Here is a 15,756-nt window from a genome sequence, read left to right on the forward strand (position 1 = left end):
GGTGGTGCGGACGGGACAACTCCCGCTCTCCCTGCCTACGTTCACCGGCGGGGGCCGACCCGGGCCCCTCTCGGCCGAGGGAGAGACCACATGGGACAGGCGACACCGGAGACCACCCCGCACGACAGCAGCGCCCCGGGGTCGCCGGGCCTGCCGGACGGGACCGAGCGGGCCGACGTGCTGATCGTCGGCGGCGGGCTGGTCGGCCTGGCCACCGCCGTCTTCCTGGCCCGCCAGGGCGTACGGGCGGTGCTGGCGGAGCGGCACCGCTCGCTGGCGGTCCACCCCCGTGCCCGCGGCGTCAACCCGCGCAGCATGGAACTGCTCCGCGGCGTCGGGCTGGAGGAGGCCGTGCGCGACACGGTCTCCGCCCGCGCGCTCGCCGACAACGCCGGCGTCATCGCCGTGGAGAGCCTGGCCGGCCGCCACCTGGGCGAGCTGCGGCAGTCGTACCACCAGGACAGCGGCGCCGACTACAGCGTCCTCAGCCCCTCCCCGTGGAGCCTGTGCCACCAGGACGAGCTGGAGCCGCTGCTCCACGACAAGGCCCTGGAACTCGGCGCCGACCTCCGCTTCGGCCGCGAGGTGTCCTCCTTCACCCAGGACGCGGACGGCGTCACGGCCGTCCTGCGGGACCTCGACGGAGCCGAGGGCGACGGCGCCGCCGAACACCGCGTCCGGGCCCGCTACATGATCGCCGCCGACGGCGCGGGCAGCCGCGTCCGGAGCGCGCTGGGCATCCCCACCCACGGGCCGGGCACCATGGCCCGCTTCGTCAACATCCGCTTCGACGCCGACCTGCGCGAGGTGCTGGGGGACCGGCGGTTCATCATCTGCTACACCACCGCCGCCGGCGCCCGCTGCGCCCTGCTCCCGATCGACAACGCCGACCGCTGGCTGCTGCACGTCATCGACGACCGGGAGGCCGGCTCGCCCCGGCTGTCCGAGGAGCGCTGCGTCGAACTCGTCCGCGCCGCCGCCGGTCTGCCCGACCTCGACGTCACCGTGCACGACGCCCTGCCCTGGGACGCGGCCGGGCTCCTCGCCGGACGGTTCCGGCAGGGCCGGGTGTTCCTCGTCGGCGACGCCGCCCATCTGATGCCGCCCAGCGGGGCGTTCGGCTCCAACACCGGGCTCGCCGACGCCCACAACCTCGCCTGGAAGCTGGCCGCCGTCCTGCGCGGCCAGGCCGGCGAGGCCCTGCTGGACAGCTACGACGCCGAGCGGCGGCCGGTGGCCCGCGCCACCGTGGAACAGGCCGTGCTGCGCTCGAAGGACCGCCCCCGCCTGGTCGGCCAGGGCACCGCCGAACCCGACCCGAGGCTCCGTCCCGACCCCGCCGTGATGTTCCACTACCGCTACCGCTCGGAGGCCGTCGTCGCGCCCGCGCCCGTGGCCACGGACCCCGGAGCGGGCGCGGACGGCGCCCCGGACCTGTGGGAGGACGACCCCCGGGCCGTGCCGGGCACCCGCGCGCCCCACGTCGAGGTGGAGCTGGACGGCGAGAAGCTGTCCACGGTCGACCTCTTCGGCGACGGCTTCGTACTGCTGGCCGCGCCCGGCGCGGACTGGACGACCCCGGCCCGGGCCGCCGCCGAGGCCACCGGCGCCGCCGTGCGCGCCCTCACCGTCACCGACGCCGCCACCGCCGGACCCGGCGAGGCACGGGCCGTCTCCGCCTCCTGGAGCGAGCGCTACGCCGCCGCCCCCGGCCAGGCCGTGCTCGTCCGCCCCGACGGCTTCGTGGCCTGGCGCTCGGACACCGCGGCGGACGCCCCGGCCCCGGAGGGCACCGGCGCCCGGACCGCCCGCCTCACCGCGGCGCTCCTGCGCGTCCTCGCCCGCGACGGCGGGCAGGGGGCGGAGCCCGCGCAGGACGCGCGCGCGGCGTGACGGCTCGGCGGGCGTCGTGACGGCCGGCCGGGCGGAAGGAGCCGGGCGGAAGGAGCCGGACGGAAGGAGCCGGACGGAAGGAGCCGGACGGTCGTATGAGCTCGGGCGGGCGGACGTGAGGGCTCGGACGTGAGGGCTCGGGCGGCCGGGAGCGGGGTCCGTACGGCGACGGCGAGGCCCGCCCCCTCCGTTCCGTACCCCGTCCAGCGGTTCTGGACGGGGCCTGGAGGGGGCGGGGCCATCGTGGAGCCGTGCGGGTCCGAGTCCCGCCGGGGCGGCGCGCCATCCCCCGTCGCGCCGCCCCGCCCCGCTCGCCCTCCGCTCCGTCACCCCTCCGGCCGGTTCAGGCCCGCTGGGCAGCCGCCCCCGCGAGGCCGCCGGCGAGGAGTTCGCACTCCCATGCGTCCCGGTAGTAGCCGGGCCCCGCGACCAGTTCGTCGTGGGTCCCGTGCTGGGTGACACGGCCCCCCTCCAGGACCACGATCTCGTCCGCCGCCGCGAGTCCGCTCAGCCGGTGGGTCACCCACACCGTCGTACGGTCCCCGGCCGGGCGCGCCAGCAGCCGCGCGGTGACGGCGTCCGCCGTCTCCGGGTCCAGCGCCTCGGTCGGCTCGTCGAGCAGCAGCACCGGCGGGTTCCGCAGCACCGCGCGGGCCAGCGCCACCCGCTGGAGCTGGCCGCCGGAGACCGAACCGCCGTCCTCCCGCAGCACGGTGTCCCAGCCGGTGCGGCCGGCCCATTCCGTCAGCCCCGCGACCGCCAGCGCCTCCGCCACCTCCGCTTCGTCCGCGTCCGGCCGCGCCAGCACCAGGTTGTCGCGGAGCGAGGCCTGGAAGACGTACGGCTCTGTGACCAGACCGGTCATCACCCGGCGCACCGCCTCCCCCTCCGGACCTGCGCCGGCCCGGTGGTCCCGCCCGTCCCCGCCGGTCAGGATCACCCCGCCGCGCTCCGCCGTCACGAGTCCCGCCAGGGCACCCAGCAGCGTGCTCTTCCCCGAGCCGCTCGGCCCGACGACCGCGATCCGGCGGCCGGGCCGCAGCATCAGGCCGACGCCGTCGAGCGCCGGCGCGGCGCCCGGCCGGTACCGGACCGTCAGGTCCTCGACCCGGACCGTGCAGGGCCCCTCCGGCACCGCCCCGGGCACGGCCGGGAGACCGCCGTACGAGGACTTCGAGGACCGCGGGGTTTTCGCGGATTGCGGGGACTCCGGTGTCTCCAGGGTCTCCAGGGACTCCAGGGAGTTCGGCGAGGTCGGCTCGGGGGCCGCCGCGCCCGTGCCCCGCAGCCTGCGCAGCGCGGCCCGGGCCGTCACCCAGTCCTCCGCGGCGCGGGGGAGGGGCAGGACCGGCTCGAAGCCGACCAGCGTCGCCAGGGCGAGGACCGCCGTGGTGACCTGCCCCGCGTCGTGCCGCCGCGCGAGCAGGACGACCGCGAGCACCGTCAGCCCCTGGACGAGGACGGCCACCGCGGTGGCCGCCGCCTGCGCCCGGGCCCGGCGGCGTTCGAGCGCCGTGAGGCGCTCCGCGGCCCCGGCCGCCGCCGCCAGGGCCCGCCCGGTCGCGCCGTACGCGGCGAGGTCGTCGGCCCCGTGGGCCAGGTCGGCGGTGCGGGCGGCGAGTTCGGCGCGGGCCGGAGCGGTGCGCCGCGCCCAGCGGCGGGCGGTCGCCGCCGCGACGGCCGGCACCAGCAGCGCGGCCGTCAGCAGCCCCGCCGCCACCAGCGGCACGGCGGCCGGCAGCAGCCACACGGCGACGGCCAGCGCCCCGGTCACGCCCGCCGCCGCGCCCACCGCCGGCAGCAGGCACCGCACCAGCAGGTCCTGCACCGCGTCGCTGTCACTGACCATCCGGCTCAGCAGGTCGCCGCCGCGGCGGACCGGTCCGGCGGGGGCCAGCGCCGCGAAGAGCCGCCCGCGCTCGGCGGCCTGGGCCCGCAGCGCCACGTCGTGTCCGGCCAGCCGCTCGCCGTACCGGAAGACGCCCTTGAGCGTGGCGCAGGCGCGGACGGCGACGATCGCCAGGCTGAGCGCGGACAGCGGGGGCTGCCCGGCCGCCCGGGTGATCAGCCAGGCCGCCGCCGCGGTCAGTCCGAGCCCGGTCCACGTGGCGAGCACCCCGCACGCCACCGCCCAGACGGTACGCCCCCGGTATCCCGGGCCCGCGTGCCTCACGTCCGCCGTGCCGGGCCTCTTCGTCCGTACCATGCTGCCGGCCTCCGCCGTGGGGGTCGTGGTCGTGGTCGCGCCAGGGATGGGACCGGGGCCGGGGTCCTGGTGCCGGTTCACCGTGCCGCCTCCGCCGTCCGGGCTCCTGCCGTTCGGGCCTCCGCCGTGAGGGCTTCCGCCGTGAGGGCTTCCGCCGTTCGGGCCTCCGCCGGCCGCGCTCCGGCCGTTCGCGTTCCGGCCGGGGGCGGGTTCCCGTGCGGCGCGGTCCGCGTGCGGGTGTCGGACACGACGCGGCCCTCGTGGAGCCGGATCACGCGGTCGGCGAGGGCGATCATCGCCGGGCGGTGCGCCACGATCACCGCGGTGCGGCCGGCGGTCAGGGCGCGGGCCGCGGCGACCACGGCCCGTTCCGTACCGGCGTCGAGCCGCGCCGTGGGCTCGTCGAGCAGCACCAGCCCGGCCGGCGGGGCGCAGAACGCCCGGGCGAGGGCGACGCGTTGGCGCTGCCCGGCGGAGAGTTCGGTGCCGCCCTCGCCGAGCCGCGTCCCGTGGCCCTCCGGCAGACGGGACAGGAACTCCTCCGCCTGCGCGGCGCGGACCGCCGCCCGGACCTCCGCCTCGCTCGCGTCCGGCGCCCCCAGCCGTACGTTGTCGGCCACGGAGCCCGCGAAGAGGTGGGGCCGCTGCGGCACGTACAGCGGGCGCTCCCGCCCCGCCACGCGCACGCTCCCCCGCTCCGGCGTCACGAATCCCATGAGCAGGCGCAGCAGGGTGCTCTTGCCCGCGCCGCTCTCCCCGACGAGCGCCACCCGCTCGCCCGGCGCGATCTCCAGGCTCAGCCCATCCAGCACGGCGGGCCCGTCAGGGTGGTGGCGCACCGTCACCTCCGTCAGCGAGACGGCCGACGGCCGGTCCGCGGAGCGCGTCGGCGCCCCGTCCTGCGCCCCCTCGCGCCCGTCCTCCTCGTCCCGGTCCAGCACCTCGAACACCGCGTCCGCCGCCGCCACGCCCTCCATCGCCGCGTGGAACTGGGCGCCGAGCTGGCGCAGCGGCAGATACGCCTCGGGGGCGAGCAGCAGCACGAGGAGCGCCGTCGACAGGTCGAGCGTCCCCGACATCAGCCGCAGCCCGACCGGCACGGCGACCAGGGCCAGCGACAGCGACGCCGCCAGCTCCAGGACCAGGGAGGAGAGGAAGGCGACGCGCAGCGCCCGCATGGTCGCCGTCCGGTGCCCGTCCGCCATCCGGCCGATCACCTCGGCCTGGTGCCGGACCCGGCCGAAGGCCCGCAGCGTCGGCAGTCCGCGCACCACGTCGAGGAAGTGCCCGCCCAGCCGGGTCATCTCGCGCAGCTGCCGCTCGGTGGTCGCCTTGGTGTGCATGCCGACCAGCGCCCCGAAGAGCGGGATCAGCGGCAGCGTCACCAGGACCACCAGCGCGCTCGTCCAGTCGGCGCCCGCCAGCCGGATCAGCACGGCCACGGGGACGACCGCGGCCACGGCCGCCGCCGGGAGGTAGCCCGTGAGGTAGGCGTCCAGCGCGTCCAGGCCCCGCCCGGACAGCGCCACCAGCTCGCCCGAGCGCTCCTCGCCGCGGGCCGCCGCGCCCGGCCGGGCCAGCCGGGCGGCGAGCCGGGCCCGCAGCCCGTTCTTCACCGCCGAGGCGGTGCGCGCGGCGGCGGCCGACTGCCCCCACCCGAGGGCTGCCCGGACGGCGACGACACCGGCGAGCACGGCCCACACGGCCTCCGCGTGGCGTCCGGAGAGCAGCCCGGCGAGGAGCTCGGCCTGGACGAGCACGAGCAGCCCGGCGAGGGCCGCGGCGGCCAGGCAGAGGGAGAGGTGGCGCAGCACGATGGGGGCGGAACGCACCGACCCGAGCAGTCCTTTATGCATAGTGCGGCCACTCTCGCGCCCCCGGGTCGAGCGTGACCCCAGCGCCGCTTGAGCGCCCCGTGCCGGATCCCGCCCGCTCTCCGTCCGCGCCCCGTGCCGGATCACGCCCGCTCTCCGTCCGCGCCCCGTGCCGGATCCCGCCCGCTCCCCGTCCGCGCCCCGTGCCGGATCCCGCCCGCTCTCCGTCCGCTCCCGTGCGGGAGGGGTACGGCCGGCCGGCCCGCGTACGCCTCCCCGCCGGCCCCAGCCCGCCTCCACGCCGGGTCCAGCGGCCCCCGGCAGGCTGCCGCCCCACGCGCGGGGCCCGCCCGTACCACCGGGGAGAGACACATGAACACCAGCCGAGCCACCTCCGCACCCACCATCTCCATCTCCGCCTCCGTCCCGACCGCCACACCCACGCCCACCGCCGGACTCACCGAGGCGGCGGCCCGCGCCACGCTCCGGGCCGCCTGCGCGGCGGCCGGCCTGGACCCGGACGGCGCCCGTCTGCTCCGGCTCGGCGAGAACGCGGTCTTCGCCCTGGCCGGGCGGCCGGTCGTGGTCCGGGTCTCCCGGGCCGCCGCCCTGCCGCGCGCCCGCCGCGAACTGGCCGTCGCCCGCTGGCTGGAGAGGGCCGGGTTCCCCGCCGTACGGGCGCTCCCCGAGGTGCCGGGGCCGTCCCTCCTCGACGGCCGGGTGGTCACCTTCTGGCGGGAGCTGCCGGACCACGGCGGCACGGCCGGGTTCCCCGCGCTCGCCGGGGCCTTGCGCGCTCTGCACGAGCTGCCCGCCGAGGAGGCGCCGCGGCTGCCCGCCCTCGACCCGCTCGCCGAGGCGGCCGGTCACCTGGCGCAGGCGCCGGGCGTCCCGGTGCCGGACGCCGACCTGGAGTTCCTGCGGGAGCGGGTGACGGAGCTGCGCGAGGAGGCCGCCGCGCTGCGCCCCCAGCTGCCGGCCGGGCCCGTGCACGGTGACGCGCACAAGGGCAACTACCTCCGGGCGGCGGACGGTTCGGCGGTGATGATCGACCTGGAGCACGTCGCCCACGGGCCGCGCGAGTGGGATCTCGCCACCGCCTTCGGCATCCCGTACCGCGGCTTCGGCTGGCTCGGCGAGGACGTCTACCGGCAGGCGGTCCGCGCGGTGGGCTTCGACGTCGTCGCGTGGCCGGGCTTCGACGTCCTGCTGCGGCTGCGCCTGACGGCCATGACGACCGCGCTGCTGCGCGACACGCCCCACGACCCGTCCGCGCGCGCGGAGTTCGCGCGCCGGATCGCGACCCTCCGGGGCGGGGCGGACGCCTCCGGCTGGCGCCGGGGCTGAGCGGGCTCCGGCCGCCGCGCGCGCCGCCCGTCCGGTTCCGCGGCGGGCCCGCCCCCGACTCCGGTTCCAGCGATCTTCCAGGGGCTGCCGAGGCACCGCTGGGACGGTCGGGGTGACAGCACCGCAGACCCACAACACCGCAGACCCACAGCACCTCAGCACCGCAGACCTACAGCACTTCAGCACCGCAGACCCACAGCACCGCAGCACCACCACACCGATCACACCGATCACACAGACCAGGCGAGAACCGGAACCGGAAAGGGGAGCCGACGTGACCGCGGTCATCACCGACGAGGGCGTGCAGAGCGGCAAGGGAGGGGGTGGCGCGGCCGGCGGCGGCCGGTTCGCCGGACGCGCCGGGCTGGTGCTCGGCGTCATGCTGGGCGTCGCCCTCCTCAAGCTGGCCTGGCACGCCACCACCAGTTACGTGCTCCAGCCCCAGCTCGCCGAGTACTTCCTCGTCGACCTGGACATCTACCTCGACGCCACCGACCAGATGCTGGGCGGCGGCGAGCTGTACGACGCCGACCCGCCCTTCAACTACCCGCCGTTCGCGGCCTACTTGTTCGCCCCCTTCGCCGTGGTGCCGCAGTGGCTGGCGGCGGGCGTCTGGTACGTCGGCAAGATGCTCTGCCTGCAGCTCCTGATCTTCTGGTACCTGGGCCGCCGGGGCACCCCGCTGCGCCGCCGGCTGACGCTCGCCGCGGTCTGGGCCTTCCTGCTGTCGCTCGTCTTCGACGCGCTCCAGCACGACTTCTCGGCCGGTCAGGTCAACCTGCTGCTGATGGGCCTGGTCCTGTGGGACCTGTTCCGCGATCCGGGCGACACGGGCAGGGCCGCCCGCTGGCGCGGCGTCGGCACCGGACTGGCCGCCGCGGTGAAGGTGGTGCCGGCGCTGTTCATCGTCCACCTCTTCCTGACCCGCCAGTACCGCACCGCCGCCGTCGCCACCGGCACCTTCCTCGCCACCGTGGCCATCGGCTTCGCCACCCTGCCGCACTCCGCCTGGCGGTACTGGACGGAGGTGCTGTGGGCCTCGGAGCGCGTGCACGAGTTCCCCAGCAACGTCCTCAACCAGTCGCTGCGCGGCGTCGTCACCCGGGCCGCCGGACTCGACTCGGACCCCCTGTGGCTGGCCTCCGCCGCCCTGGTCGCCGCCGGCGGCCTCGCCCTCGCCGTCGGTCTGCACCGGCGCGGGCTGACGCTGGAGGCGCTGTGCGCCATCGGCGTGGTCATCCCGCTGGTCACGCCGCTGGCCTGGACGCACCACTGGGTCTGGTCGTTCCCGGCCACCCTCCTCGTCTACACCTGGGCGCGCGGCTCCTGGAAGCGCGTCACGGTCGCCGTCGTCGTCACCCTGCTGCTCCACGGCAAGGTCTACTTCCTCGCCAACATCGGGGCGAGGGACGACGACGACCTGTGGACGCACGTCGGTTCGCTCGAACTCGGCCCGGGGAAGCAGCTGCTGGCCTCCAGCGTCGTCGCCGGCGGCCTGGTGCTGCTCCTGCTGGGCGCCCTGGCCCTGCGCGCGGCGGCCCGGCGTCCCTCGCCGGAGCCGGTGGCCGGCTCGCCGCGGCCCGCGCTCGTGGAGGAGAAGCCCCGCAAGGAGCGGACCCCGGACGAGAAGCCCCGCAAGGAGCGGGCCCAGGACGAGGAGCCCCGGGGGGAGCGGGCCCGGGACGAGAAGGCCCGGGAGGAGCGGGTGTGAGCGCGGACCCGATGATCGAGGCCGACGGCCTCGGCGTGACCTTCGACGGCCGCCCGGCCCTGGACGGCGTCACCCTGGAGGTGCCCCGCGGCGGGGTGCTGGGCCTGCTCGGCCACAACGGCGCCGGCAAGACCACCCTCGTCCGCACCCTCACCACCGTCCTGGCCCCCACCTCGGGCAGCGCCCGGGTGGCCGGACTCGACGTGGTGCGGGACGCGGCCGCCGTACGGCACCGGATCGGCGTCACCGGCCAGTTCGCCGGCGTCGACGACCGGCTCACCGGCACCGAGAACCTGGTCCTGGTGGCCCGGCTGCTCGGCGCCGGCCGGGCCGAGGCCCGCTCCCGGGCCGAGGAGCTGCTCCACGCCTTCGGGCTCACCGAGGCCGCCGGGCGCCGGGCCCGCACCTACTCCGGCGGCATGCGCCGCCGGCTCGACCTGGCGTGCAGTCTGCTCGGCCACCCCGAGGTCGTCTTCCTCGACGAGCCGACCACCGGCCTCGACCCGGCCGCCCGGCAGGCGCTGTGGGACCTGGTGGACGACCTCACCAGGGACGGCACGACCGTGCTGCTCACCACGCAGTACCTGGAGGAGGCCGACCGCCTCGCCGACCAGGTGACGGTGCTCTCGCGGGGCTCGGTCGTGGCGTCCGGCACGGCCGCCGCGCTCAAGGCCGAACTCGGCCACCGCACCGCCACGCTCACCCTCTCCCGCCCCCACGAGCTGCCCGAGGCCGTGGCGGCGGTGCGGCGGGCCGGGCTGCGGCCGGTCGCCGAGGACGGCCGGATCACCGCGCCGATCGGCGACACCTCCGAGTTCTTCGCCCTGGTACGGGCGCTGGACGCGGCCGGGGTCGCCCCGGACGGCCTCACCCTGCACGAGCCCTCGCTCGACGACGTGTACCTGGCCCTGGTCGGCCCGGACGCGCGTCCCCCGGCCGCGCCCGACGCGACCGGGAAGCCCGCGCCGCTGAAGGAGGCCGCACCGGCATGACCACCCCCACCGCCGCCGGCCACACCCCCACAGCCGGCCACACCGCCCCCACAGCCGGCCACACCCCCGCCGGCCACACCACCACCATCGGCCACGCCCCCGCCGGGCGCCGGGCCACCCCGCTCTGGACGGGCTCCTCGCTCCTCACCCAGGTGACCGTGCTCACCGGGCGGCTGCTGCGCTCGCTGCGGGACCCGCGGATGCTGGTGGTCAGCGTCATCCAGCCGCTGATCATGCTGGCGCTGTTCAGCCAGATGTTCCGCACCCTCGCCGACTCCCCGCACTTCCCCCAGGGCGTCCGCTACATCGACTACCTGCTCCCCGCGATCCTCGTCACCAGCACCGCCCAGGCCACCGTCTGGGCCGGGGTGGCGCTCGCCGACGACCTGCGCGAGGGCCTGGTGGGCCGGCTGCGCACGATGCCGGTCGACCTGCTCGCGCTGCTCGCCGCCCGCAGCCTGTACGCCGCCGTCCGCAACGGGCTCCAGCTGGTGGTCCTGGTGCTGGTGGGCGTCGCGCTCTTCGGCTACCGGCCGGCCGGCGGCCCGCTGGGGGCCTTCGCCGCGCTGCTGGTCGCCCTGATCGTCAGCTGGGGGCTCTCCTGGGTCTTCCTCGGCCTCGGCGCGCGGGTGCGCAACCCCGAACTGCTCCAGACCATCGGCATGGTGGTGATCTTCCCGCTCGCCTTCGTCTCCAGCGCGTTCGTCCCGCTGGCGGGGCTCCCGGCCGCCGCCCGCGCGGTGGCCACGGCCAATCCGCTGACCCAGGCCGTGGAGGCGGCCCGCGGACTGTCGCTCGGCGAGCCCAGCGCCGGCTGGATCGCCGCCGTCCTGCTGGCCAGCGCCCTGCTCGCCGTCGTCGGCGGCGCCTGGGCCTCGTACGAGGTGCGCCGCGTGAGCTGACCCCCCGTCCGGTACGCGAAAGGTCCCGGCCCCCTCTCCAGGAGAGGGGGCCGGGACCTTTCGCCGTGCGCCCGCCGGCCTCAGCCCGCGACCAGCTTCTCCAGCTCGTCCGCGGCGGCGGCGGCGCCCCCGGCCTCACGGGCCGCCCGGCCCATCTCGGCGAGCGCCCGCCGCACCGCCGGGTCCCCGGCCGCGGTCTCCACCGCGGTCCGCAGGCCCTCCGCGTCGAGGGTGTCGGGGTCGACCCGGGTGCCGAGGCCCAGCAGTTCCACCTGGTCGGCCGTGATGGCGTGTTCCGGCGCGCGGGCCGCGACCACCATCGGCACCTCGTGCACCAGGGCCTCCATCACGCTGTTGGTGCCGCCGTGGGTGACGAAGACGTCCGCCCGGCGCAGCACCTCCAGCTGCGGCACCGACTTGCGTACGACGAAGTGGTCGGGCAGCGCGGCGGCCGGCACCTCGCGCTCGCCGGTGGCCAGCAGCACCTGCCAGCCCGCCCCGGAGAACGCCTCCCGGAGCGCCGCGAGCACGGCGTCCGTCAGCTCGACGACGGTGCCGAAGGAGACGTAGGCGAGCCGGCGGCCGTGCGGGACGGGCGGGCAGGGCGCGCCCGCGGCCTCCTCGCGCAGCGAGGCGCCGATGAACCGGAACGGTTCGCCGAAGGTCTCGCCGGCCGGGTGGAAGGCGCGGGGCATGACGACGAGCACGACCTGCTCGTCGCGGGCGAACAGGTCCTGCGGGCGGACGTCCAGACCGTGGCGGGCGTTGATCCGCGCGATGACCTCGCCGGTCTCCCGGAAGCCCGCCGCCAGGTGGTCCTTCATCGCCGCGTAGTGCCGGGTGCGCACCGGCGAGAAGTGCTCGTTGCCGACGTAGCTGCCGACCACCATCGCCGCCGGTCCGGGCCGCAGTCTGGCCAGCAGCCGGCCCCACACGCACGTCATGTCGTAGAGCACCGCGTCCGGCCGGTCCTCGTCGACCGCCGCGAGGACCTGCGGCAGCACGTCCTCGGCCTCGGCCGCCAGCCACATCGGGACCTTGGCGAAGCGGGCGACCGGGTCGGGCTCCCTGCGGTAGCCGTGCGCCTCGCGCAGCCGTATCGGCGCCAGCCGGGCGCCCACGGACTCGACCTGCGCCCGGAACTCCTCCGGCAGGTGGTACGTCACGTGGTGGCCGCGGCCGATCAGCTCGGCGGCCATCGGAAGGGTCGGGTTGACGTGGCCCGCCATCGGGGACGGGAACATCGCGTACCTGGCCATGGGGCAACTCTCCTCGGGGTGGGACGGAAGGAAGGGAAAGGGGGAAGCGGGAAGAGGGGGAGAGGGGACGAGGGAGGGGACGGGGAAGGGGGCGCGGGAAGCGGGAAAGAGGGAGGGGGAGGGGGAGACGCGGGAACGACGAGGGCCGCCCCTCGCACTGGGCGCGGGGCGGCCCTAGAAGGGGTCCGGGACGGCGTACGGTCGGGGCGTGGCCCGTCAGAAGAAGGCGACGCTCCGCTGGTCGACCCGGCGGCGGAACAGCCACAGCACCCACGCCTGCGCCAGCAGCACCACGGCCAGCGCGGGCAGCAGCAGCGAGGACAGCTGGTCGAGGACGCCGGCCGGGGCCGCCAGCCCGGTCAGGGCCGGGGCCGCGCCCGCGCCGACGGCCAGCAGGGGAGCGGGGGCGGCGAGCGCGGTGAGCGCGAAGCCCGGGCCGTGCGCGCCGCGGCCCAGGAGCGGACCCGCGCAGAGGGCGGCGCCCGCTCCGGCGGCGGCGAGGAGCAGCGCGACCACCGGCGAGGTCACCCCGTCGGCGAAGGGCACGCCCGCCGCCGCGGCGGCCAGCAGCAGCCCGGCCGCCGCCGGCGCCAGCCGCTTGGCCTCGGCGGCGGCCCGCCGGGACGGCTCGCCGGTGGTGCGGGCGGCGGTGAACGCGGCGCCGTGCAGCGCCAGCAGCGCCACCATGGCGACCGCGCCGAGCAGCGGCAGGACTCCGAAGAGGGTGCCGGGCGAGACCTGGCCGGACGTGGCCGGCAGTCCCTGCGCCAGGTTGCCCAGGAGCAGGCCCCAGCAGGCGGCGAAGCCCGCGGAGGCGCCGGCGAGGAGCCGCTCCCAGCGGCGCTGCGTCGCCTCCTCGGGGCGCCGGGCGCGGAACCAGATCGAGGCGCTGCGCAGCACCCAGCAGCACACCAGCACCACCACGACCGGCCGGAAGGCGGTGAAGGCGCTCTTCTCCAGGTCCGGGTAGGCGGCGATGAGCACGCCCGCCGAGACCACCAGCCAGACCTCGCCGGCCAGGAAGTAGGGGCCGACGGCGGCCATCACAGTCCGGCGCTCGTCCGGGGTGCGGGCGACGCGGCGCAGGAGCATGCCGGTGCCGATCACGAAGCCGTCGAGCACGAACCATCCGCCGAGCATGAGCCCGAGCACGCAGAGCCAGAGGACGTCCATCGTCATTCCTTCTTGTTTCCGGGGCGGTGCGGCCGGGCCGCGCGCGGGTCGGGGCCGGGGGTCACAGCGGGGGCAGCGGGGAGAGCGCGTCGTCGCGCGCGGCGGTCCGCCGCGCGGACCCGTCCGGGTCCCCGTCCGCCGCGCCGCCCTCGGTGTCCCGGCCGGTGCCCGCCGGGTCGTCGCCGAGGGTCAGGCCCAGGAACATCCGGCCGGTGCCGCGCCGGACGGTGCGGGCGATCAGCACCCAGTCCACGACGGCCAGCGCCGCGAAGACGGTGACGAAGGCGATCAGCGAGAAGAGCATCCCGCCGGCCGAGACGTCCGACAGGGCGTCCTTGACGGCCACCTCGCCGTAGACGGCCCACGGCTGACGGCCCATCTCCCGGATCAGCCAGCCGCACAGCACGGCCACGAACGGCACCGGGATCGTCCACACCAGGAGGCGCAGCATCGTCTTCGTCCGCTCGATGCGGCGGCGGATGAAGAAGCAGGCGGCGACGAAGCCGATCGTCCAGGCCAGGTAGCCGGCCATCTGCATGGTCGTGAAGGCGGTGCTCAGCCACTCCGGCGGCGCCCAGTCGCCCGGCCCGAGGAGCTCGGTCATCTCGGCCTGGTACGCGGCCAGCGCCTCGGCGTCGCCGTTGATCGCGGCCGACTTGCCCTCCTGGTCGCCGACGACGGACAGCTGCGGGAAGCCGTTCAGGACGGCCATCCAGACGCCGCCCAGACCGAGCGCGACGCCGCCGTGCAGCGAGCGCCGGAAGACCTCGGGGTCGGTGGTGCCGCGCAGGAAGTGCCAGGCGCTCGCGCCGGCGATCAGGAAGCCGCCGACGCCGATCGAGGCGGCCGCCAGGTGGTACAGGGCGGGCAGCGCGCCGTCGTTGGTGAGCAGCGCCCCCAGGTCGGTGAGGTACATCGTGCCGTCCTCGCGCTTGGCGAAGCCGACGGGGTTCTGGAGGAAGCCGTTGGTGACCATGATCCAGTACGCGGAGGCGTAGGCGGTGGCCGTCACGACGTAGAACGACAGCATGTGGGCCCAGCGCGGCAGCAGGTGCCAGCCGAAGATCCACACGCCGAGGAAGGTGGACTCGACGAAGAAGGCGACGATCGTCTCCATCGCGAGCGTGGTGCCGAACACGTCGCCCGTCAGCCGGGACAGGCCGGTCCAGCTCAGTCCGAACTGGAACTCCATCACCAGGCCGGTGACGATGCCCAGCGCGTAGTTGATGACGTACACCTGGCCCCAGAAGCGGGTCATCCGGTCGAAGACCGGGCGCAGGGCCGGTTTCCGGGTGAACACCGCCCGGCTGTTGATGTAGGCGAGGAAGGGCGCCAGGCCCAACGTCACCACGACGAAAGAGAAATGAAGGAACGCGGTCAGCGCGAACTGAAGCCGGCCCAGGTCTACGGCGGTCAAGGTCGCTCTCCTACAGGGCTTCGGAGGACGCCTCGGCGGTCGGCGCCCGGGCCATGATCGCCCCCGGTGGTCGAGTCCGGCTGGAGAACGGATGGATCCGCTTCCGTCCGCCGCCTGACGCCCCTTCCACCGCGCTCCCCCCTACTGGACGGGCACCGGCGGCCGCGCCGGACGGCACGCCTGGACGAGGGGAGCCGCACCACATGGAAGACCACCGCCCGGACCGCCCCGGCGGCCCGCAGGTCCCGCCCCGGGCACGGCCGGCCGGGCCGTACGCCCCCCGGTGGGCCCGGCTCGCCGCCTCCCGCGACGAGGAGGCCGACGCCTGCCGGCCGCTCGCCGCGCTCGCCGCCGCCAGCAGTGCCGCGGCCGTGCCCGTGACCCGCTGGACGGAGTTCGCGCCCCGGGACCGGGACCTGCCCCCGCTCGACGGGCGGCGCTGCGGCGCCCCCGTGCCCGTCTCGGTGCGCGGCTGGCTCGTCGCGCCCGACGGCACCGCCCAGCGCCTCGGCCCCACCTTCAACAACCTGTCCCGCGCCACCGTGGGGGCCGCGGTCGCCGAGCTGGCCGGCCGGGTCGACCGGCTCGCGCCCGCCGGCAGCCGCTGCGTCGTCGCCGCCCAGCGCTTCGTGCCCGCCGGGGCCACCGTCCTCGCCCACACGCTCCCCGACGCCCGGACGGTACGGCTGCGCATGTGCTGGGGACTGGCCGAACCCCTCGGCGACGGGCTGCACTTCGACACCTGCACCGTGCGCGACGGGCGGCCGCCCGAGGACTACCGGGTCGCCCTCAAGCCGACCGCCACCGCCGCCATGCCCGGCGGCACCGGCACGGTCGGCGTGCCGCCCCGGCTGCGCGGCCGCCCCGTCCTCTCCCCGGCCGCCGCCCTCGACTGCGCCCGGGCCGCGCTCGCCGTGGCCGGGGCCGTCGGCGGCCCCTGCGACCTGGTCTTCTCGCTGACGGGCCGGGTCCGCACGCTGCTGGACTGCCGTCCCCTGTGAGGCCCGGCCGGCGCTCAGCCGAGGCTCCAGCGCGGCGTCCA

General features: G+C 76.8%; 11 protein-coding genes. 6 read left to right on the top strand and 5 right to left on the bottom strand.

Features of this window, described 5'->3' with window-relative positions:
* Positions 1-90 precede the first annotated feature (90 nt).
* Positions 91-1,893 carry an FAD-dependent monooxygenase gene (locus tag ACF1ED_RS18675; RefSeq protein WP_391761703.1) on the top strand — a complete coding sequence of 601 codons (1,803 nt, stop codon included), beginning with the start codon at positions 91-93 and terminating at the stop codon, positions 1,891-1,893.
* 343 nt (positions 1,894-2,236) lie between these two features.
* Here ACF1ED_RS18675 and cydC read toward each other — a convergent pair whose 3' ends face one another.
* Both cydC and cydD read right to left on the bottom strand, forming a co-directional pair.
* Positions 2,237-4,099: a thiol reductant ABC exporter subunit CydC gene (gene cydC, locus ACF1ED_RS18680; protein WP_391761705.1), complete on the bottom strand. Its 1,863-nt coding sequence runs from the start codon at positions 4,097-4,099 to the stop codon at positions 2,237-2,239.
* 77 nt (positions 4,100-4,176) lie between these two features.
* A complete protein-coding gene (cydD, locus tag ACF1ED_RS18685) occupies positions 4,177-5,931 on the bottom strand; it encodes a thiol reductant ABC exporter subunit CydD (RefSeq protein ID WP_391761707.1) in 1,755 nt (584 codons plus the stop codon).
* A gap of 354 nt (positions 5,932-6,285) precedes the next feature.
* Here cydD and ACF1ED_RS18690 point away from each other — a divergent pair, with 354 nt between their 5' ends.
* The 4 genes from ACF1ED_RS18690 to ACF1ED_RS18705 all read left to right on the top strand — a co-directional run bounded on the left by ACF1ED_RS18690 (position 6,286) and on the right by ACF1ED_RS18705 (position 10,865).
* Entirely contained in the window at positions 6,286-7,260 is a 975-nt protein-coding gene (locus tag ACF1ED_RS18690; protein WP_391761709.1) for a phosphotransferase enzyme family protein, read from the top strand.
* 274 nt (positions 7,261-7,534) lie between these two features.
* Positions 7,535-8,971, top strand: a complete 1,437-nt coding sequence (locus tag ACF1ED_RS18695) for a glycosyltransferase 87 family protein (RefSeq protein ID WP_391761711.1) — start codon at positions 7,535-7,537, stop codon at positions 8,969-8,971.
* Between the two features lie 11 nt (positions 8,972-8,982).
* Complete coding sequence (locus ACF1ED_RS18700; RefSeq protein WP_391761900.1) at positions 8,983-9,963, top strand: ATP-binding cassette domain-containing protein; 981 nt, start codon at positions 8,983-8,985, stop codon at positions 9,961-9,963.
* Positions 9,960-10,865 (top strand): ABC transporter permease, encoded by a 906-nt coding sequence (locus ACF1ED_RS18705; protein WP_391761713.1) that lies wholly within the window; start codon positions 9,960-9,962, stop codon positions 10,863-10,865. The genes ACF1ED_RS18700 and ACF1ED_RS18705 overlap by 4 nt, the downstream gene beginning before the upstream one ends.
* Before the next feature lie 80 nt (positions 10,866-10,945).
* Here the strand turns inward: ACF1ED_RS18705 and ACF1ED_RS18710 are convergent, their stop codons facing one another.
* The 3 genes from ACF1ED_RS18710 to ACF1ED_RS18720 all read right to left on the bottom strand — a co-directional run bounded on the left by ACF1ED_RS18710 (position 10,946) and on the right by ACF1ED_RS18720 (position 14,714).
* Positions 10,946-12,124 carry a macrolide family glycosyltransferase gene (locus ACF1ED_RS18710; protein WP_391761715.1) on the bottom strand — a complete coding sequence of 393 codons (1,179 nt, stop codon included), beginning with the start codon at positions 12,122-12,124 and terminating at the stop codon, positions 10,946-10,948.
* Between the two features lie 216 nt (positions 12,125-12,340).
* Entirely contained in the window at positions 12,341-13,297 is a 957-nt protein-coding gene (locus tag ACF1ED_RS18715; RefSeq protein ID WP_391761717.1) for a cytochrome d ubiquinol oxidase subunit II, read from the bottom strand.
* A 61-nt stretch (positions 13,298-13,358) separates the two neighbouring features.
* A complete protein-coding gene (locus ACF1ED_RS18720; protein WP_391761719.1) occupies positions 13,359-14,714 on the bottom strand; it encodes a cytochrome ubiquinol oxidase subunit I in 1,356 nt (451 codons plus the stop codon).
* 203 nt (positions 14,715-14,917) lie between these two features.
* Between ACF1ED_RS18720 and ACF1ED_RS18725 the strand changes: the two genes are divergently transcribed.
* Positions 14,918-15,715 carry a hypothetical protein gene (locus tag ACF1ED_RS18725; RefSeq protein ID WP_391761721.1) on the top strand — a complete coding sequence of 266 codons (798 nt, stop codon included), beginning with the start codon at positions 14,918-14,920 and terminating at the stop codon, positions 15,713-15,715.
* The last annotated feature ends 41 nt before the right edge of the window (positions 15,716-15,756 follow it).

Source organism: Streptomyces sp. NPDC014656 (genome assembly GCF_043084305.1).
GTDB lineage: Bacteria > Actinomycetota > Actinomycetes > Streptomycetales > Streptomycetaceae > Streptomyces.

What these genes read in the sequence shown, in the direction of transcription:
- ACF1ED_RS18690 (WP_391761709.1), top strand. Translation starts at nt 6,286, where the DNA reads ATGAACACCAGCCGAGCCACCTCCGCACCCACCATCTCCATCTCCGCC.
- cydC (WP_391761705.1), bottom strand. Translation starts at nt 4,099, where the DNA reads ATGGTACGGACGAAGAGGCCCGGCACGGCGGACGTGAGGCACGCGGGC.
- ACF1ED_RS18715 (WP_391761717.1), bottom strand. Translation starts at nt 13,297, where the DNA reads ATGGACGTCCTCTGGCTCTGCGTGCTCGGGCTCATGCTCGGCGGATGG.
- ACF1ED_RS18675 (WP_391761703.1), top strand. Translation starts at nt 91, where the DNA reads ATGGGACAGGCGACACCGGAGACCACCCCGCACGACAGCAGCGCCCCG.
- ACF1ED_RS18700 (WP_391761900.1), top strand. Translation starts at nt 8,983, where the DNA reads ATGATCGAGGCCGACGGCCTCGGCGTGACCTTCGACGGCCGCCCGGCC.
- ACF1ED_RS18705 (WP_391761713.1), top strand. Translation starts at nt 9,960, where the DNA reads ATGACCACCCCCACCGCCGCCGGCCACACCCCCACAGCCGGCCACACC.
- ACF1ED_RS18725 (WP_391761721.1), top strand. Translation starts at nt 14,918, where the DNA reads ATGGAAGACCACCGCCCGGACCGCCCCGGCGGCCCGCAGGTCCCGCCC.
- ACF1ED_RS18710 (WP_391761715.1), bottom strand. Translation starts at nt 12,124, where the DNA reads ATGGCCAGGTACGCGATGTTCCCGTCCCCGATGGCGGGCCACGTCAAC.